Raw genomic sequence first — 18,367 nt, 5'->3', positions numbered from 1 at the left:
TGCTGTAGGATCATCCCCGTGGCGTACCGGGTGTGCCTCTGCGTGAAAATGGCAAAGACGCGGCATCGCACGAAGTTGATGCGTTTAAGAATGGCATGCAGCGTACGGGACCGACAAGACGGTTTTGTCTAAGTCGTATGTGATCGAGCGGGTCCGCGCGCCGTCGGGAATTGCCGATGCATATATTTTTACATATTCTGATGTCAATAATATGACGGTGATGTGACTGTCATATTGGGTGCGCGTTTGCATGCGTGCGGCGCACTCGATGGCAGTCGATTGCCGTGGTACCGCGCTCGGTGCGCGGCTGCACGAACGAGTACACCGACCCCTGCCACGACGGCTGTCCACGGTGCGTGGCGATGGACAGGGCTTTGCAGCAAGCGCGTGTCTGGCTAACATGGCAAAATTCGCCACCTCGGCAGGTCTTGGCGCGGCGCACGTCGCGCCAGGTCAGCCCCCTCATTGCGGATCGAAGACGATTTTATGGCGGATAACCCCACCTTGTTGGCAGCGGTCGACATGGGCTCGAACAGCTTTCGGCTGATTGTCGGTCGCGTGGAGACGACTGCGGCGGGCAGTCAGATTCAGCAGATTGATGCCATGCGTGAACCCGTTCGGTTGGGCGCGGGGCTGACGACCGACAAGATCTTGGATGAAGCCGCGCAGCGGCGTGGCCTGGAAGCATTGGAGCGTTTCGGCGAACGCCTGCGCGGTTTTCCGCATAAGCGGGTCCGCGCGGTTGCAACGAATACGTTGCGGGTTGCAAAGAATGCAAATGAATTTATCGACCGGGCGCATAAGGCGCTTGGATTTCCGATCGAAGTCATTGCCGGTCGCGAAGAGGCCCGGCTGATCTATGCCGGCGCCGCACATACGGTGCCGCCGGCGCCCGACAAGCGTCTCGTTGTCGATATTGGTGGTGGATCGACGGAATTCATCATTGGTCGGGAGTTCGAGCCTCTTCTGATGGAGAGCTTATATATCGGTTGCGTCAGTCACAGCCGGCTGTATTTTGCCGACGACGTGGTGACTGAAGCAGCGATGCATCAGGCCATCCTTGCCGCGCGACGTGAAATCGAGTTGATCGGACATATCTATCGCGATGCCGGTTGGGAGCAGTCGATCGGATCGTCCGGCACCGCGCGGGCGCTTGCGGAGTTGATCGAGGATAACGGCTTCAATGACAGTGGTATCAGTCATGGGATTACCCGCAATGGTCTGGAGCGGTTGCGGCGCGCGCTGGTGAAAGCCGGCAGCGCTACCAATGCCAAGCTGATCGGTTTGAAGCCGGATCGGGTGCCGGTGCTGCCCGGTGGCTTGTCCATCATGATTGGTGTTTTCGAGGAACTGGGCATCGACTACGCTGACGTCACCGACGGCGCGTTGCGTTTAGGCGTGCTGTACGACCTGATGGGGCGCGGCGCGAAGCAGGACGTACGCGCGGTGACTGTAGAGTCGTTCATGCAGCGCTATGCGGTGGACCGGCGTCAGGCGGCACGTATTGGCGCACTGTCCACGGCGCTGCTTGATCAGTTCTTCGAGGACGAAGTGCAAGCGTCGCCGAAAGAATCGAAAGGCAAGGAAGCCAAGGCGCGTCGACAGGCCACCGCCGACGATCGCGACAATCTTGCGGCCACGGTGGCTTCGGGCAACGGACATGGCGGCAATGGCAATGTGGACTATGGCGACTCGCCGCGTGAGGTTGGCCGGACTTTTTTAGGTTGGGCGGCGTCGCTGCATGAGATCGGCCTGTCGATCGGTCATGGTGGCTACCACAAGCATTCCGCGTATATCGCCAGCAATGCCGACATGCCGGGTTTCTCGCGCACGGACCAGCAGCGGTTGGCGACATTGCTGCTCGGGCATATCGGCAAGCTTGGCAAGTTCCAGGCGTCCAGTGACATCGATTGGGACTGGTTGTTCTGCCTGCGTACGGCTGTCCTGCTGTCGCGGCGTCGTACCGACGATGCTTTGCCCACGCTACGGGCGCGCCGCACGCGTCAAGGCTATGAATTGGCGTTGCCGCGCGAGTGGGTCGATGCACATCCGATGACCGAATTGAACCTCGCGCGCGAAGCGGCCGAATGGACCCGCGTGGGCCGTGCGTTCAAGATCGTCTACGCTTGACGCGCCGTCCCTTATCGCGATCATATCCATGTTGTGTCACAGCCCCGCGGCAACCGGCGGCACCAGCGTGCCGCCGTAAAGCTTGTCTTCCGTGCCGGGAAGACGCTCGCCGCTACCGTTGTCGCGCCGTACCTGCGCCAGTGCGAGCGCAGCTTCCACGGGACGACCGAAATAATAGCCCTGCATCAGTCGACATCCGGCCTGCTGCAGCATGTCGACCTGCGTGGCGTTCTCCACGCCTTCGATGACGCACTCCAGGTGCAGGTTGGCGCACAGGTCGGCAATACTTTTGACGATTTTCTGACACTGCGGCTCGGTTTCCAACTGGGCGATAAAAGCACGATCGACCTTGATCTTGTCCAGCGGCAGCCTGTGTACCCTGCTCAAGCTGGAGAAGCCGGTGCCGAAATCGTCCAGCGATACCTGCGCACCGATGGCTTTCAATGTCGCCAGGGCCTCTGACGCGCGTTCGAAGTCGTGAATGATTGCTGTTTCGGTGATCTCGAATTCGATCCGCTCAGGTGCCACGCCACTTTCGCCAACGATATCGACGATACGGTCCAGCGCGCCATCGGAGGTCAGGTCCAGGGACGACAGGTTGAAAGAGATCCGAATCGACTCCGGGCATTGCAAGATGAATGCGAGCGCGCGGCGTAGTAGCGACTGGGAGATCACGGTGATCATGCCGGTACGTTCGGCGATACCGATGAATTCACCCGGATCGACGCGGCCCATCGTCGGACTATGCCATCGCGCCAGTGATTCGAACGCGACAATCCGGCGCTCGTTAGCGTCGAAGATCGGCTGGAACACCAGCGTCAATTCATCCTTGAGCGATTCGGTCCGCAACGCTTGCTCGATGGCGGCGACGTGACGGATTTCCGTTTCGTGTTCAGTGGAGAAGACCGCCGCGCTGCCACGACGCTGTTTCTTCGCGAAGTACAGCGCGTAGTCGGCTCGTTCGAACAGCTGCTCCGGCGTGTCGCCCGCCTCCGGGCACATGGCCAATCCAAGCGATGCCGACATGCGCGCCACCGCCTCACGGACCGCATGCGTGTGATGCAGCGCCGCGCAGACCGTGTTGCCCAGATCGATGGCGGCTTGCCGGTCTTTTAAATGCATCAGAATCAGTCCGAATTCATCGCCACCCAGCCGTGCAAAGAACACGTCTTCGCGATCGAAGTGGAGCAATCGCTTGCCGACTTCGGCCAGCACACTGTCGCCAAAGCGGTGTCCGTACAGATCGTTGACTTGTTTGAACCCGTCCAGATCGAGTACCCCGACGGCGAACGGACGGGACAATTGACCATCGTGCGCGCGATTGGCCAATAATTCGTCGATGATCGAGAAGAAATGCCGCCGGTTGGGCAACTGCGTCAGGAGATCGACGTTCGCGAGGCGGAAATTTTCGTCGCTCAGCCGTTGCATGTCGCTGTTATTGCGCAGCAATTGCTTTTTCGAGTCGATCAGACTACGGAAGTCGCGATAGTGATTCCAGAGAATCAGCGTCATCGACAACAGCACGAGCACAACATTTATTGCGATGGCAATCAGAACTTGATTGCCTGTCCAGAAGAAATAGCAGGTGTACGGGACCAGCACGATGGCCGTCAACAGCATCGCCGCGGCGCGAAGATGGGTCAGGCAGCAAATGACGGTAATGACCGTAACGGCCATGTAGAAGGCTACGTGGCTGCGTTGGTAAGCATCGCCATATTGGAATAACGTAACGCCCCACGTGGTGAACAGGATGCCGAGGACGGCGATCAGCTTGATCACGTTACGGATTCGGCGTTCGATGCCCGCGTCGCTCAATGTCTCATGGCGGCGCACATACCAGGTTGCCATGCGCGCAATGCAACCGATGATCAGCAAGCCGGGCGCGTAAAGTGTCAACCACGCTGGCGCAGCGCCTAAGTGGGTGTATGAGACTGTCGCGGTGTTGACCGTCAGGACGAAATAGAGCAACGGTACCTGACGTGAAAACGCGAGGTACTGCGAGCGAACGAGGTCCTTGTCTTTATGTCGGAGCAACGTCAACAAGTGTGCCAATGCGGGAATTGCGCGCATGGCGTAACGCACTGCATGAGACATATGTTTAGTCAAACCGATACCGCTGCGGCGGCAAATATTCGGGAGGCATTTCTTCTCCCCTTGTAAACGGTCGGGGAGCAGAAAAGTTGAGGCGGAAAGCAATGATGGGAGGCGTTGCAATGCGGTGTTGCGCCGGTTTTGCAGTGACCAAAAGAAAAGGGTGGGCATGCCTCGGCATGCCCACCCTTTAATATCCTATGGTCGGAGCGAAAGGATTCGAACCTTCGACCCTCTGGTCCCAAACCAGATGCGCTACCAGGCTGCGCTACGCTCCGAGGAATCCGTGATCGTACGCATCTAAACGTTCCGCGTCAATCGATGATGCATTGTTTTGTCGTTGTTGCCAGTATCGCGGTGCGGATATGGTGTTCTACCAACGCGAATCTGCCCTCTACACATTGGATTGGAATCTGCAAATCTCAAACATGCGGCCGATAATGGCATTTTAATCCACCATTTTGACGGGGACATGCGATGCAGTTGATCCTCTGGCGGCATGCGGACGCATTCGATGCCAGCGCGGGCGCAGGCGATGCACGCCAGCGCGATTTGGCGCGCGAATTGACGACGAAGGGCGAGAAACAAGCGCGTAAGACCGCGGAATGGCTGAGGCCGCGCTTGCCTGCCGGGACGACGATATTGGTCAGTCCTGCCGTAAGGGCGATGCAGACTGCCCGGCAATTGACGGCCGAAGGCGTACGCTGCGACGCCATTGCACCGGACATGACGCCGCAGTCGATGCTGGATGCGGCCGGCTGGCCTGACGCGACGGATCGAGTCGTGGTGGTGGTCAGTCATCAGCCGACTTTGGGACGGGTCGCCAGCCTGTTGCTGACGGGCCGGGACCAGTCGCTCGGTTTTGGTAAAAGTGCCGCTTGGTGGTTGGAGCCCGCCGCCGGTGACGGTCCGGGACAAGCGAAACTGCGCGCGGCCTTTGACGCTGCGCTGTTGTAGCGGCATCGACGTCACGTGGCGTGCGCCGGCGCCATGTCACACCTGGCCGGCGTGGCAACAGTATTGCTTGCGCCACGCTGTCATGTTGCTGACGTTTTTCTGTCATGCTCATGCCTCGTCGCGTCCCTAGCATCGGTTCCGCCAACCACTTTGGACGGAACGCGCAAGCTCGATTCGACTCTCACTCCCATCGACGCTCACCAAGACCGTCACGACAGTGCCTTCGACGGCGACCGCCAGGCCCTGCGTCAAGGCCGGACGGAGCGGCCCCAGGCACAGCGTCGCAACGACAAAGGCCTGCTCTTGAACTGGGTTCACAGCGAAAGTGATCTGCGTGAAGCGCAGCGGTTGCGCTATCGCGTATTCGCCGACGAGATGGGCGCACGCCTGAAAGGTCCGGAGGGGCTCGATGTGGACGAGTTCGATGCCCGGTGTGAACACCTGCTTGTCCGCGACCGTGAAACGCTGCGGGTAGTGGGAACCTACCGGATTCTGCCGCCCCAGGCCGCGCCGCAGATCGCGCAGCGATACTCCGCCCAGGAATTCGATCTGCGCCGCCTGGCGGTGCTGAACAGCAAGATGGTGGAAGTGGGGCGCGCTTGCGTGGACCCCGACTACCGCAGCGGTGCGGTGATCATGACGTTATGGGCCGGCCTGGCGGCGTACATGCGTCGCTGGGGCTTTGAAAGCATGCTGGGCTGCTCCAGTGTGTCGATGAGCGACGGTGGGCATCACGCGGCCAACTTGCATATGCGTCTGGCGCAGACGCATACGGTAGCGCCCGAATACCACGTTTTCCCGCATACCCCGTTGCCGGTTGCGGCCTTGTGTGACGGCGGCGATGCCAGCGCGCCGCCCTTGCTGGCCGCGTATCTGCGCCTGGGAGCGCGTATCTGCGGCGCACCGGCCTGGGATGCCGATTTTCATACCGCTGACTTTCTGACGCTGCTGCGTCTCGACGACCTCGATATGCGTTACGCGAAGCGCTTCATAGGCTGACCGTATGGCCCGCGGCGTGACAGGTGATGCGTGGCGTTCGGCAACTAGCCGCCTACCGCCAGTTCGCCGATCCCGTCGTTGGCGGCAAGTATCTCTTGCGCTCGATCGTGCGGGTGCGCCACCGTGCGGTTGCGTCCCTCGGCCTTCGCGGCGTAGAGGGCATTGTCCGCCCGTGCCATCAGCATTTCTAGGTTATCGCCGGGGCGGAATGTCGCGATCCCGGCGCTGAACGTGAACGGTATCGACCGTGCGCCGATCCAGCAGGGGGCGCCGAGCAAGGTCGTGCGCAGACGGTCCACGACATCGGTGGCCGCAAAGACATCGGTTTCCGGCAACAATAACGCGAATTCCTCCCCGCCGATTCGACCGCAAATATCGTTGGCGCGCGTGGAGGACGACAACAACTGGGCATAGTGCGTCAGGACGTTGTCCCCTACCGCATGGCCGAGCCGATCGTTGATTTGCTTGAAAAAATCGAGATCCAGTATGGCGATGGCCAGCGGCCGGCCGAAGCGTGCGGCCCGCTGGCATTCTTTTTCCGCCATTTCGACGAACGCACGGCGTCCCGGCAGATCGGTCAGAAAGTCGATGTTGGCGTGCCTTTCCAGCGCAGCCGACATCCGGTCATGGGCCATCATGACCATGCCGATTGTCAGGGCGGGCCCGCCTAGCGTGCCGATGGCGAGGAAGAAGACATGGATTGGCGTGGGTACCATTGGTGCCGTGTCGGGGACGAAGCCGGCGGCGTAGACACCGCCCCTTATCAGGTTCAACAGCATCGCAGTGGCGCAGATGCCCAGCATGTAGTAGTACGCGTATTTCGGACGATTCGGCGGGCGATGCCGCAGCATCGTCATGGTCGTAAAGATGTGAAGTGCACCGTGATACAGCGAGAAAACAATGACGCGTGCGGCGAAATCATCGCGGCCGAAGCGAAAGTAGCCGATGCAAAAGACCATTACGAGCCAGCCGGTCACCACGACCGATATCGGCGTGTAACAACGGAAAAAACGCCGCATGCCGATCAACTGCAGCGCGGTGGCGCCGCCGGTGCAGGCGTTGGCGAGTATCACCGTCAACACCGCGGGCAGCACACCTTGCTGGATTGTCAGGATCATGCCGAGCGCGGCGAGCGCGTTCGCCCAGCACCACTCCACGGTTCCGGGCAGTTGATTTCGCGCGAGCGAGCCCATTACGATCAGCGAGAGGATCGCGGAGAGAGAACTGATGCCGATAATGGTGATCGGATCGCTCATGCGAGCACGTCCATCGGAAGTAAAAGGGTCGGATTCGCTGTGTGGGAATTCCCTTCACATCCGCCCGAGCCCCGTTGTTCAGTGGCGGGCCAACTGCGTCAGTTCCCTGACCAGGGCATCGCATTCGGCATCGGTGCCGATCGAGATACGCAGAAAGTCAGCGATTCGCGGCTTGTCGAAACGACGGACGATGATGCCTTTCGCACGCAAACCGTCTTGCAGCGCGGCACCGCTGTATGACGGGTGGCGCGTAAAAATAAAATTGGCGGCCGACGGCAGCACGTCGTACCCCGCGTCCGTCAGTTGCGCGATCACGCGCTCCCGGGTGGCGATGATGGCGTTGGTGCGGTCCCGGAAATACGCCTCGTCCTCGAACGCGGCAAGGGCGGCCGCCTGCGCCAGGTGATCGAGCGGGTAGGAATTGAAGCTGCTTTTCACCCTTTCCAACGCCGTGATCAGGTTCGGTTGCGCGATGGCGAATCCGGTTCGCATGCCGGCCAGGGAGCGGGATTTCGACAGCGTTTGCACGACGAGCAGGTTCGGATACTTGTTCACCAAGCCGACGGCCGACTGCGCGCCGAAATCGACATAGGCTTCATCGACCAGCACCACGGATGTCGTGTTGACTTCTAGCAATGCTTCAATTTCCGCGAGTGGCAGCGCACGACCCGTGGGGGCGTTCGGATTGGCCAGCACGATGCCGTTGTTCGGCCGACGGTAGGCCGCGAGATTGATGGCAAGCGTGCCTTCTTCCACCGGCACACGTTCGAAGGCCACGCTATACAAGCCGCAGTAGACCGGATAGAAGCTGTAGCTGATATCGGCGAATAGCAAAGGTTTGGCCGGGTCCGGCGCATATTGAAAAAAGGCGGGAAAGGCGTGTGCCAAGACCTCGTCCGAACCATTGCCGACGAAGACGTGGGCCGGCGTCACATTGAATCGCGCCGCGATACCCGCTTTCAATTTGCTTGCATCCGGATCGGGGTAGAGCCGAAGCCGCGCATCGGATGCTTGCCGAATCGCTTCCAGCACGTGCGGCGACGGCGGATACGGATTCTCGTTCGTGTTCAGCTTGATGAGGTTGGCGATCTTCGGTTGTTCGCCCGGCACATAGGGATCGAGCGAGCGGGCGAGAGGGGTCCAGTATTGATCCATGGCTTAGGGCGGAAAAGGCGGGATGGGGAGGGCGATGTGCCGCACGTTGCACGGCGGATGTTGTTGCGACAGCACAAAAGTCATGTTTATAGCATGGCCCTGTATCATTAGTCACCACACCATGGTCGACATCTGCTCGCCACCACAGCCGTTGTGGCAAGGGGTCGCACCTGGTGGACTTCCTTCCCCCGCCCTCCTTGCCCCCATCGTGATCGTCAGACCGAAACTGAGCTGGTTCAAAATGTTGTTCATCTGGCGCGGGTCCGTGTTGCGGACCGTATTGCCGCCATTGGGGCTCGTGCTGGCAGCCTCGCTGCTGGCGCTCGCGTGGCATACGTGGCATCCGGCCTCGTCCCTGCGCCTGGACCTGCATCTGGATTCGCGGCCGTTTAGTCTGATCGGTATCGCGCTGGCGATCTTCGTCGGTTTTCGCAATACGGCGAGCTATGACCGATTCTGGGAGGGGCGCAAGCTATGGGGCGCATTGCTCAACGACACGCGTTCGCTGGCGCGCCAGGCGAGTAGCCTGACCACGCTGGCGGCGGACGATCAACGCGTGCGGGGTTTTGTGATGTTGCTGGTCTCCTTTACCTACAGCCTGAAGCATCAGTTGCGCAGTTCGGATGATCGATCGGATCTGAATCGCCTGCTGCCACCGGTACTGGCGGACCGCATATCAGCGGCGGAGTATCGGCCCGCGATGGTGCTGGTCTTGCTTGGCGAGACGTTGCGGCAATGGCGCGATGATGGCGTAGTGAGCGAATGGATGGCGGCGCGGATCGATGAAAAGCTGAGCAGCCTGGCCGACGTTGTCGGCGGCTGCGAGCGGCTGAGCAACACGTTGATACCGTTTTCCTACGATGTCTTGCTGCACCGTACCGTGTATTTTTATTGTCTGTTGCTGCCGTTCGGGTTGGTCAGCACCGTTGGCATCTTCACGCCGGTGATCGCGGTATTCGTCGGCTATGCGTTCATGGCGCTGAACGCCATCGCGAGCGAATTGGAAGAGCCTTTTGGTGTGGCGCCGAACGATCTGGCGCTCGATGCCATGAGCCGCACCATCGAACGCTCATTGCGGGAAATGCTGGGCGAACGGGACCTGCCGTCACCAGTGGCGGCGCGGGGCGGCTACTGGTTGACGTAAGCGCTGCCGGGGGCGGACGGCGTCCGGCCACACCCCGCGCTAACGTGATGTGCCGTCGTGCCAGCTCATGGCTGTTGCGCGGCACGTACCAACCATGCAGGCATCCGGATGTCAGGCCGCGCCTTGCATGGCGGTATCTGCGTGCAACAACGCGTCCACTTCCGCGCGCGTTGGCGCATGGGCACCGGTATGCATGCACGCGCAGGCGGCCGTGGCGGCGGCAAAACGCACATGGACAGGGAGCGGCTCTTCCGGGTGTAGCAGCAAGCTGGCGAGCAGTCCTCCAATGCATGCATCCCCCGCGCCGACGGTATCGGACACCGCCACGGTGATCGCGTTCTGCACGATGCGTTGTTTGCCCGAAAACAGCGTCATCCCTTCCGCGCCGCGGGTGTAGAGCACCATGCGGTCGGCCGTGGAGAAGGGTGAATGGCCGGCGGCGCGCGCTGGCGGGGGCGCTTGCATCATCGCCAGCACTGCATCCAGCGACGTTTGCGGCTCGCGGTGCGGATAGATGCGCGACAGGTCTTCGTCGGAAACCTTGACGATATCCGCATGCGCGACCATATCCTCGAAGTACGCAGGGTAGTCCGGTCCCATCAGATTGCGATAGTTCGCGTCAAAACTAATACGGGCGCCCCCATCCCTGAGGCGCCGGGCAATGGCCGTCAGCCGTGCGCCCAATGGCTGGCGCACCAAGCTGATGCAGCCGAAATGTGCCAGCGAGCACGCCGCTTCCCAGCCTGCGGGCAAGAGGCTTTCGTCGAATGCGAGGTCTGCGCTGTCGTTTCCCAGAAAACCATATTCGGGCGGGTTCGTCCGATGCACCATCGCAATCAACGGGGCTTTGTCGACCACCTGCAGATAGCGGGCGTCCAGATTCGCCCGCGCCGACAGGTTGATGATCTCCTGGCCAAACGGGTCGTTGCTGACGGCACCACCCCAGCCGGTGTGGATGCCCAGCACGGCCGCCACGCGGGCGACATTCCAGCAGGCGCCGCCGGCCGCGCTTTGCCATTGGCCGTCGCCACGATGGACGAAATCAGTCAATGCCTCACCAAACACGAGCAGGCGCGGCAAGGCGCGCGACGCGTCGTTGGACCACATGGACGCCGATGGCTGCGTGGGAACGCTCGGGGCTGACTGACTACCCGATAGGGAAGCGCTGGCCGTATGCGTCATCGGGTGCTTATCGGAATCTTGGACCATGTATCGAAGTATTGCGCAAGGCAAGCAGGGAAAGCTTGATCCTATCAATAGTCGGCGCTTGCTGTGTATCGGGATGTATCCGTGTTGCATTGCAACGCATTGCTTTTCATCGCAAACAGGTGGGAAATGGTCAATGACGCAAAATATGCAACTAACAGCCCGTTGGTGACGGGATGTAAGCGTAAAGGTCTTGGCAATGGGGGAGCGCCGGTGCTGCGGCAAAAGAAAAAGGCCGAAAGGTTTCCCTTTCGGCCTTTGGATGCTGTGTCGCGTTACCGTACCGGGATCAGTACAGCTTCGGGGCCAGCATGTCGCGGCTCAGGCGCTTGCGCGTACGGCTCTTGGCCGCTGCCTTCTTGCGCTTGCGCTCGGTCGTCGGCTTTTCATAAGCTTGACGAGCACGGAGTTCGGCGATCAGCCCTTGGCTTTGCATACTCCGGCGAAAACGCCGCAACGCAACTTCGAACGGCTCGTTTTCTTTGATAACGATACAGGTCACAGAGCTTCCTTTAAGGGATAGTGAGTCAGTTTTACGGTTCCCCAACCGTAAAACCAAGGCAGATCGGCAACAGCATGCACGGCTCACCGTACATTGCACGCCCTCCGGCGTGCCGCTGTCCAGGCGGGTTTTCAGGACGCGTTACCGCGACATTCGACATGCAATGAATGCCACGGCACCGTCACAGAGACCACGCCTTTAGCGGCTTGCACGAGGCAAGGCCAACCCACCCTGGAAACGATAATTCTCCTTTTTACGCGAAATGACGCCACCTGTCAATCATTCCGTCCGCATCTGACACAGTGCCGTCCGTTGCATCCCGATGTCTCCGTTGTTGCTTCAGCGTGCAGTTAGTCGTGTGTGGGCCGATTGCAACGAACCATTGCGCACCGCTCGAAGAAAAATAGGATTCATCTCATCCGTCGTCGTCGTGTCTGCTGCTTATCCTTGTCAGGAAAACCAAAGGGGAGTCGATGAAGACCAAGACCAGAATCGTGACGCTGGACGACCACCCGGTGATCCAATATGCGCTGGCGCTGGAATTAACGCTGCATCCGGATCTTGAGTTGATGGCGCAGGCGAACAGCCCGGCACAATGGGAGTCAATTTGTTCACGGCACGGTGAGCCGGATGTGTTGATTACCGATCTGTCGTTCCGCGGTGCCGAACTGCAAGACGGTTTGCGTTTCTTGCGCCGCCTGCGTGCCACCCAATCGCAGACGCGCCTGATCGTCCTGAGTGAATACACGAGCCCGGCGCTGATCCGTGGTGCATTCGGCCTGGGCGCGTCGGCATTTGTTGGCAAAAGCGACGCGGCCGGATGTATCGTGGCGGCGCTGCGCGCGGCCATGCGCCGCGACCGCTATCTGAGCGACGGCTTGCGCTTGCCGTTCGAGCAGGCGCGCTCGCGGCTGTCCCCGTCGGCCCGCGCCGCGCGTCTTACCGCACGAGAGCGCGATGTGCTGCATCTCTATGCGGGCGGATGCGATATTCGCGACGTCGCCGCGCGCCTGTCCCGTAACGTGAAGACGATCAGCGCGTTACGCAGCAACGCCATGCGCAAGCTTTGCCTGACGAGCGATGCCGAGTTGTTCGAATACGTGTCGCTGGGCGGATGCGAAGATTGGCTCGACGACGGTTGCGCCAGTGATGCCGACGATGCGGCGTTGGCGCCGCCGGATCGACTACCGTCATTTCGTCTGCCGGCGTCCGATGATCGATGCAAGACTACTTTTTGCACTGGATGACCATCGATCGGTTTTTGATATTGGCGCCGAACACGCCGATGATCGAGCCGCCTGAAGCGGCGCCTTTTTCGTCATCCTTCGATACCACGTCGTAACCGTACGCACCGCATGCATCGCTTGCCTGCTTGTAGCAGTCGCCCCATCCGGAACTGGCGTCGCTGCCGCTGCAGTTGATCGCGAAACCGGTATTGCCGTTAGGTAAATAGGTGAGCTTTGCGGAATTCGCGCAGCCGCCGAGGGCGAGGAGCACGCCGGCGGCGGCAAGGGCGGAAGTCCTCCGCGAGAACAGGGATTGCCCTGGCAGGGCGGCGGCAATATGAGAAAACGCGGGCTTTTTCATGGCTTTCCGGGAAAAGATTGTTGCGGATCAACGGGCACGCCGTTGCAGCGTAGCTCGAAGTGCAGCATCGGTCGGCTCGACTCCGTATGTCCCATTTGCGCGATGGCCTGGCCCGCATTCACCGTCTGCCCTTCGCGGACCGTGGCGCGCAGAAGATGTGCATACGAGGTGAGGTAACCGTTGCTGTGCTTGATGATCAATAGATTGCCATAACCGCGCAGCTGTCCCACGAATGCCACTTGACCGGTAGCCGCCGCGACTACCTGGTTGCCATCGGCGCCGCCGATATCGATGCCCTTGTTACGTCGTCCGTCGAACGTGCCGATAATCGGACCGGACGCGGGCAGCCGCAAGGACACGGGGCCACATTTCGCCGGAGCGGGGAGGGGCGCTGCGGCGCTTGCACGCGGCGCCGTATTGCCTGTGCCGCGTGGTGGCGGTGATGTCGTTGTCGTTGTCGATTGCGGCGCGGTGCGCAACGCGCCGCTGGCGCTGGCACTACCGGACGGCGGCGCGACGCGCAAAACCTGGCCAACTTCAATCCGATTAGGGTTGTCGATATTGTTCCATCGGGCAAGTTCCGCGACGGAACGGCCGTTGCGTTGCGCGATCGCCGACAGACTGTCGCCGCGCGAGACCCGATAAAAGCCGGGTCCCACCGGTGCGGATGAGCACGCGGACAATGTCAAGACTACGGCCAAGGCGACGCCGCATGCGCCTGGGGCGAAGCGTACACGATGGAAACGCCCGCGTTGGCGTGGCTCCGGCGGCACGAGTGCCGCTGACACAGCCTTTTGAATGGACGAACGCAAGGACCGGGACAAACCTGTGTACTCCCTTGAATAAAACGCGAAAGACGATTGTTGCGCCAGAAGGCGCACCGGCATGCCGGACGCTGGAAACGAGGCGCATCATTCTACCGTGCCGCCCGGCGGCACGGTCTGATCCACCCGCTCAAAGTGGTGTGACTTGCAGTCGGCAGTGCGCCACTTCGTGTGCACCGGGGGCCAGCTGGCGCAGGCCGGCGCCGTGATGGATGGCATTCGGCAGGCCGAGCCAGGGCTCCACGCAGTAAAAGTCCGATTGATCTGATTCCGTCCACGTCGTGATGGCGTACCACGGCGCCGTTTCCGTGCGGGGTACGGTATCGAGATCCAGGACGATCGCGCGGCGCAGTGTCGGCATGGCCAACCGCGCGGCGGTTCGCGTGCGCGCTGTATCGCCCAGCAGATGAAATACGTCCTGTATTGCGGGGTCCCCTGGCGTATAGCACATCATCGCGGCTTGCCGGTCCACGGTGTTGGTGTCATCGGGCAACGGTGTGATGCCGCCATCCGCTGCTTGCCGCGCGCGATCGTGCGTGGGCAGCGTCAACGTGCTTTCACCACGCATCTCATGGGGTAAAGCGAAATAGAAGTGGTGACCGGCGTAATAGGGCAGGGGTACCAGGCCACTGTTATGGGTGGTCAGCGTGACATCCAGCGTGTCACCGTCGAGTCGATATCGCGCGGTGAATACGAAATCATAAGGATAGCCCTGTCGATCGGCGGCGCTGAGCATCGACGGCGTCAAGGTCATTGTGATGCCCTTGCCATCGTCGTCGACGCGGTGCGTGAATGGTGTGTGTCGCGCAAAGCCATGCTGGGGCAAATCACGAACGACGCCGTCGTTCGGATCACGCCATTGGTTTGCGTGATCGCCCACACGATGTCTTCCGATAAAGGGAAACAGCAGTGGGTTGCCCCCGCGGAGTTTTGCTACCTTGGCCGGGTCGGACAACTCCTCGGGGGACACACCGCTTGGCCAGTAGAGCAATTCCTGCCCGTCCACCGCCCAGCGCATCAAGCGTCCCCCCGCACCCGGCGCAAAGACCGCTACGCCATGTGCGTCTTGAATCGTGACGACGCCACTGGCGCCAAGCCAGGGTGAAGACGATGACAAAGCGGATGGGGGCGTTGATGCAGTGGTCGAGGTGTCGACGGCATTGACGGCGGGGTCGAGCGGGCGATCGGTCATGGGTCGCGTGTCATGCTTAAAAGAGGTGGCATTCAGTATGACGCAAAAGACGGTTCGGGATTCTGGACGACCTTGCGCGATGTCAATCGATGCCGCGGATCATGCCGATTCTGAAAGGAAGTGTTGTAAGCCGTCCGGCGGGTGATGGCAAAAAAAAGCCCGCTCCAGATAGAGCGGGCTTCACAATCCCCGTAGCTTCCTCTGTTGCCGGCCCACGTCTTGTGGTGAGCTCAGGCTGTCATCATTAGGGTGGCTCAATCGTAGTGCGCGCGATACGTGTAATCACGTCCGAACCGCCTCGAGAGTGTCCCGCCGGGCCTTCTAATACCGCGGTGACGACGGATTGGATTATCGGGTTAATTGCATCGTTGTGTTGAAAAAAGTTGCACGAAAAACGATAAAGTGTCGCGCCTTCACAACTTGCCGTTTTCGAGCGTAAGTCGGGCCGTGAAAGTGCGTCGCCGGAGCATTCTGAATCGTTCTACGGTCCGCCTTTCATCTCCATTCGAAAATCAAAGCAATCCTTACGAAATGAAAGTATCGTAATAATCTACAGGTAAATCCGGGTGGATAAGCCGATGGGGTGGTCGGATCGGTCTCGTTTGTTCAATGCCGGATAAGACTGAGCGTGATTTCATTCGGTCGCGCCGCGTCGCAGCAAATGACATGTAGAATTTTCTCTTTCTTCCATCATTCCAGATAGAGCGAACCTCGTGAGCCTAGCCTTTCTCGTTTTCCTCAGCGTGCTGCAGGGTGTGACCGAACTTTTTCCTGTGAGCAGCCTTGGTCATACGCTGCTTGTTCCCGGCGTGCTCGGCATGCGGATCGACGAGCATGCACCGCAGCTGATTCCTTTCCTGGTGGCGTTGCATCTGGGAACGGCCGTGGCATTGCTGTGGTACTTCCGGACTCGGTGGGCGGCGATCATACGCGGTTGGTTCGGTAGCCTGGCGGGCCATCGAAGCGATGACGGTCATTTGGCATGGGCGTTGATCATTGGCACGATCCCTACCGGCCTCGTCGGCTTACTGGCGAAAAAGCATATCGAGACGATCTTTCATGACCTGCGCATCGTCGCCGTGGCGTTGATGATCAATGGGATATTGCTGTGGTTCGGCGACAGGATTCAGCGCAGGCGGGACGCACAGCCTCGTGCAGCGTCCATGGAACAACTGACCTTCGGCCGGGCCGCCATTGTTGGGTTGGCCCAGATCGGTGCATTGATTCCCGGTTTCTCGCGCAGCGGCCTGACCATGATCGCCGGCGTGAAAGCCGGGATGAACGCGGAAAAGGCCGCGGAGTTTTCCTTTCTGCTGGGAACGCCGATCATTTTCGCCGCGGGCGTTTTGGAAGTGCCCAAGCTGTTCCATGCCGGTGGCCAGCAATTGACCGATGCGTTGCTGGGTGGGGTATTGACCGGCATCGCGGGGTATCTCAGTATCCGCTTCCTGATGCACTATTTTGAAGGGAAAGGGCGCCTGGCGTGGTTTGGCGTGTATTGCGTGCTGGCCGGTCTGGCATCCCTCATCTGGCTGCAAATGCATCCAATGACGGCCTGATTCGTTGGAATCCGTCCGGATGTATTGGCGCGGTCGGGTAAAGTTGATGCTCCGTATGGACGGAGTTTGGTAGAATTGCGGTCTTTGCTGGACCGGGCCGCCCTTAGCTCAGCCGGATAGAGCACTCGCCTTCTAAGCGAGCGGTCACACGTTCGAGTCGTGTAGGGCGGGCCACTTCTTTTTGTTTTCTCGTCTTCTGCGAAAAAGGTGTTGCTGTGTTCGTGCGCCATGGCGTGCGAGATACCACCATGCACGCCTGCGCTCCTCTCCACACGCAAGTGCCATCCCGCTTTATCATGAGATGAACCCTCTCGTTACCCGCTGGGCCGTCGCGGTTTCCTTTGTCGCGCCAAGGACGGGTATCGGCCCCCTTATCGCGTTTTCTTCTCAAAGGAGATCCGCACGTGTTCTCCCGACATGATCTTCCCGCTTTGCGGCGCCTGGCGCGCTTCGCGGCGCAGCGTTGTGCCCGGGATCGGGTTCCGCAGGTCGCGGGTAGTCTGACCTTCACGACGGTCTTGTCGATCGTGCCGTTGATTACCGTCGCGTTCGCGATTTTCACGGCTTTTCCGATCTTCGCGTCGTTCCAGGATGCGGTGCAGAACTTCCTTTCCGATCGGCTCATGCCGCCCTCCGTCAATCAGCAGATCTTCGAGTACCTGAACGAGTTTGCGGCCAAAGCAAAAGCATTGACCACCGCGGGCATGGTTTTTCTCGTGCTGACATCCCTGATCACGATGATGACGATCGAGTCCGCGCTGAACGTGATCTGGCGGGTGCGCAAGCCGCGCCCGCTCGTGCAACGTCTTTTGATCTATTGGGCCGTACTGACCCTGGCGCCCGTGATCTTCGGTATCAGTGTCTCGTTGTCGACGTATTTGCTTACGCAATCCATGTCACGTGTCAGTGGTGCGCTGGAGGTCGAGCCGACATTGAAGCAGTGGGTACTGTCATTCGCCGCCCTGCCGATTACCGCCGCGGGCTTCACGCTGCTGTACGTGTTCGTGCCGAATTGCCGGGTCGCATGGAAAGATGCCTTGATCGGCGGATGCGGCGCGGCGTTGGCTATCGAAGTGACGAAGCGCGGCTTCGGCCTCTATATCCGTCATTTTCCTACCTACACGGCGGTCTACGGCGCGTTTGCCGCGATTCCGATCTTCCTGATCTGGGTCTACCTCAGTTGGTTCATCACCTTATTCGGTGCGACGTTGACGTCGGCCTTGCCGGCCATCCGTGCCGGTCATTTCTTCCGGCCACGGTTCACCGGTAGCGACCTGTTCGACGCCCTCGCCATCCTGGCGCGCCTGGTGCGTGCACGGGACATGGGACGTTTCGGTTATAACGAGAGCGAATTGACGCGAATGCTGCGCCGCGATCTGGACACGACGACGCGGCTTTTGGCCGCGCTGGAGCAGCGGCAATGGATTGCGCGTCTGCATCGCGACGGCACGCCTGAGCGCTGGCTCTTGATCGCCAATCCCGCCACCATCACATTGGCGGCGTTGATCGATGCGTTTGTGATCGATCGCGACGAGCTGGCGTACCAGGCCAGTCTGGAGAGTTCACGCGTGGACGCGGATCTGCTGCTGTCCGCCTTGCATCACGAGGGTTTGACGGTGACGTTGCGGGATTTGATGCATGCCAGGGAGCAGCGTGCCGGGGAACGGACGACTGGGCGGGTGGAACAAAAACACGCAGACCTCGCCCGGTTGATAGATCAACGTATCGGCGAGCAAGATGTTGCAATGCAAAATCGCTAAACGCG

The 18,367-nt window shown here is 60.2% G+C and carries 15 protein-coding genes and 2 tRNA genes; 8 read left to right on the top strand and 9 right to left on the bottom strand.

What is annotated here, in order from left to right:
• The first annotated feature begins 486 nt into the window (after positions 1-486).
• Positions 487-2,130, top strand: coding sequence for an exopolyphosphatase (gene ppx / locus WM40_RS31275; RefSeq protein ID WP_024901434.1), 1,644 nt, complete (start codon positions 487-489; stop codon positions 2,128-2,130).
• A gap of 36 nt (positions 2,131-2,166) precedes the next feature.
• On the opposite strand, the gene WM40_RS08155 is transcribed toward ppx, so the two are convergent.
• Complete coding sequence (locus tag WM40_RS08155) at positions 2,167-4,200, bottom strand: putative bifunctional diguanylate cyclase/phosphodiesterase (RefSeq protein WP_096349160.1); 2,034 nt, start codon at positions 4,198-4,200, stop codon at positions 2,167-2,169.
• Positions 4,201-4,422: 222 nt separating this feature from the next.
• Positions 4,423-4,499, bottom strand: a tRNA-Pro gene (locus WM40_RS08150).
• A 199-nt stretch (positions 4,500-4,698) separates the two neighbouring features.
• On the opposite strand from WM40_RS08150, the gene WM40_RS08145 reads away from it, so the two are divergent.
• Positions 4,699-5,178, top strand: a complete 480-nt coding sequence (locus WM40_RS08145) for a SixA phosphatase family protein (protein ID WP_024901432.1) — start codon at positions 4,699-4,701, stop codon at positions 5,176-5,178.
• A 243-nt stretch (positions 5,179-5,421) separates the two neighbouring features.
• On the top strand, positions 5,422-6,177 hold the full coding sequence (locus tag WM40_RS08140; protein WP_046152669.1) for a GNAT family N-acetyltransferase: 756 nt from the start codon (positions 5,422-5,424) through the stop codon (positions 6,175-6,177).
• A 44-nt stretch (positions 6,178-6,221) separates the two neighbouring features.
• On the opposite strand, the gene WM40_RS08135 is transcribed toward WM40_RS08140, so the two are convergent.
• On the bottom strand, positions 6,222-7,433 hold the full coding sequence (locus tag WM40_RS08135; RefSeq protein WP_024901430.1) for a GGDEF domain-containing protein: 1,212 nt from the start codon (positions 7,431-7,433) through the stop codon (positions 6,222-6,224).
• 78 nt (positions 7,434-7,511) lie between these two features.
• Positions 7,512-8,588: a histidinol-phosphate transaminase gene (gene hisC, locus WM40_RS08130; protein ID WP_024901429.1), complete on the bottom strand. Its 1,077-nt coding sequence runs from the start codon at positions 8,586-8,588 to the stop codon at positions 7,512-7,514.
• Between the two features lie 208 nt (positions 8,589-8,796).
• On the opposite strand from hisC, the gene WM40_RS08125 reads away from it, so the two are divergent.
• A complete protein-coding gene (locus WM40_RS08125) occupies positions 8,797-9,732 on the top strand; it encodes a bestrophin family protein (RefSeq protein WP_024901428.1) in 936 nt (311 codons plus the stop codon).
• 111 nt (positions 9,733-9,843) lie between these two features.
• Here the strand turns inward: WM40_RS08125 and WM40_RS08120 are convergent, their stop codons facing one another.
• Positions 9,844-10,914 carry a carbohydrate kinase family protein gene (locus WM40_RS08120; RefSeq protein ID WP_236693427.1) on the bottom strand — a complete coding sequence of 357 codons (1,071 nt, stop codon included), beginning with the start codon at positions 10,912-10,914 and terminating at the stop codon, positions 9,844-9,846.
• A 313-nt stretch (positions 10,915-11,227) separates the two neighbouring features.
• A complete protein-coding gene (rpsU, locus tag WM40_RS08115) occupies positions 11,228-11,440 on the bottom strand; it encodes a 30S ribosomal protein S21 (RefSeq protein WP_024901426.1) in 213 nt (70 codons plus the stop codon).
• A 473-nt stretch (positions 11,441-11,913) separates the two neighbouring features.
• On the opposite strand from rpsU, the gene WM40_RS08110 reads away from it, so the two are divergent.
• Positions 11,914-12,687 (top strand): response regulator transcription factor, encoded by a 774-nt coding sequence (locus WM40_RS08110; RefSeq protein WP_024901425.1) that lies wholly within the window; start codon positions 11,914-11,916, stop codon positions 12,685-12,687.
• On the opposite strand, the gene WM40_RS08105 is transcribed toward WM40_RS08110, so the two are convergent.
• The 3 genes from WM40_RS08105 to WM40_RS08095 all read right to left on the bottom strand — a co-directional run bounded on the left by WM40_RS08105 (position 12,668) and on the right by WM40_RS08095 (position 15,043).
• A complete protein-coding gene (locus WM40_RS08105; protein ID WP_024901424.1) occupies positions 12,668-13,027 on the bottom strand; it encodes a hypothetical protein in 360 nt (119 codons plus the stop codon). The genes WM40_RS08110 and WM40_RS08105 overlap by 20 nt on opposite strands.
• Positions 13,024-13,851, bottom strand: coding sequence for a LysM peptidoglycan-binding domain-containing M23 family metallopeptidase (locus tag WM40_RS08100; protein WP_330218156.1), 828 nt, complete (start codon positions 13,849-13,851; stop codon positions 13,024-13,026). The genes WM40_RS08105 and WM40_RS08100 overlap by 4 nt, the downstream gene beginning before the upstream one ends.
• A gap of 130 nt (positions 13,852-13,981) precedes the next feature.
• Positions 13,982-15,043 carry an aldose epimerase family protein gene (locus WM40_RS08095; protein ID WP_082102510.1) on the bottom strand — a complete coding sequence of 354 codons (1,062 nt, stop codon included), beginning with the start codon at positions 15,041-15,043 and terminating at the stop codon, positions 13,982-13,984.
• 713 nt (positions 15,044-15,756) lie between these two features.
• Here WM40_RS08095 and WM40_RS08090 point away from each other — a divergent pair.
• The 3 genes from WM40_RS08090 to WM40_RS08080 all read left to right on the top strand — a co-directional run bounded on the left by WM40_RS08090 (position 15,757) and on the right by WM40_RS08080 (position 18,362).
• The gene (locus WM40_RS08090) at positions 15,757-16,602 is read left to right on the top strand and encodes an undecaprenyl-diphosphate phosphatase (protein ID WP_024901421.1); all 846 of its coding nucleotides are present in this window, start codon (positions 15,757-15,759) and stop codon (positions 16,600-16,602) included.
• A 97-nt stretch (positions 16,603-16,699) separates the two neighbouring features.
• Positions 16,700-16,776, top strand: a tRNA-Arg gene (locus WM40_RS08085).
• Between the two features lie 230 nt (positions 16,777-17,006).
• Entirely contained in the window at positions 17,007-18,362 is a 1,356-nt protein-coding gene (locus tag WM40_RS08080) for a YihY family inner membrane protein (RefSeq protein ID WP_046152623.1), read from the top strand.
• Positions 18,363-18,367: the final 5 nt, after the last annotated feature.

The sequence above is a fragment of the Robbsia andropogonis genome (assembly GCF_000970345.1).
GTDB classification, from domain to species: domain Bacteria; phylum Pseudomonadota; class Gammaproteobacteria; order Burkholderiales; family Burkholderiaceae; genus Robbsia; species Robbsia andropogonis.
The sequence above is the reverse complement of the archived record's forward strand: the minus strand, read 5'-3'. Positions and strand labels throughout refer to the sequence as shown.

What these genes read in the sequence shown, in the direction of transcription:
- WM40_RS08145 (WP_024901432.1), top strand. Translation starts at nt 4,699, where the DNA reads ATGCAGTTGATCCTCTGGCGGCATGCGGACGCATTCGATGCCAGCGCG.
- WM40_RS08105 (WP_024901424.1), bottom strand. Translation starts at nt 13,027, where the DNA reads ATGAAAAAGCCCGCGTTTTCTCATATTGCCGCCGCCCTGCCAGGGCAA.
- WM40_RS08135 (WP_024901430.1), bottom strand. Translation starts at nt 7,433, where the DNA reads ATGAGCGATCCGATCACCATTATCGGCATCAGTTCTCTCTCCGCGATC.
- WM40_RS08110 (WP_024901425.1), top strand. Translation starts at nt 11,914, where the DNA reads ATGAAGACCAAGACCAGAATCGTGACGCTGGACGACCACCCGGTGATC.
- ppx (WP_024901434.1), top strand. Translation starts at nt 487, where the DNA reads ATGGCGGATAACCCCACCTTGTTGGCAGCGGTCGACATGGGCTCGAAC.
- hisC (WP_024901429.1), bottom strand. Translation starts at nt 8,588, where the DNA reads ATGGATCAATACTGGACCCCTCTCGCCCGCTCGCTCGATCCCTATGTG.
- WM40_RS08120 (WP_236693427.1), bottom strand. Translation starts at nt 10,914, where the DNA reads ATGACGCATACGGCCAGCGCTTCCCTATCGGGTAGTCAGTCAGCCCCG.
- WM40_RS08155 (WP_096349160.1), bottom strand. Translation starts at nt 4,200, where the DNA reads ATGCGCGCAATTCCCGCATTGGCACACTTGTTGACGTTGCTCCGACAT.
- WM40_RS08095 (WP_082102510.1), bottom strand. Translation starts at nt 15,043, where the DNA reads ATGACCGATCGCCCGCTCGACCCCGCCGTCAATGCCGTCGACACCTCG.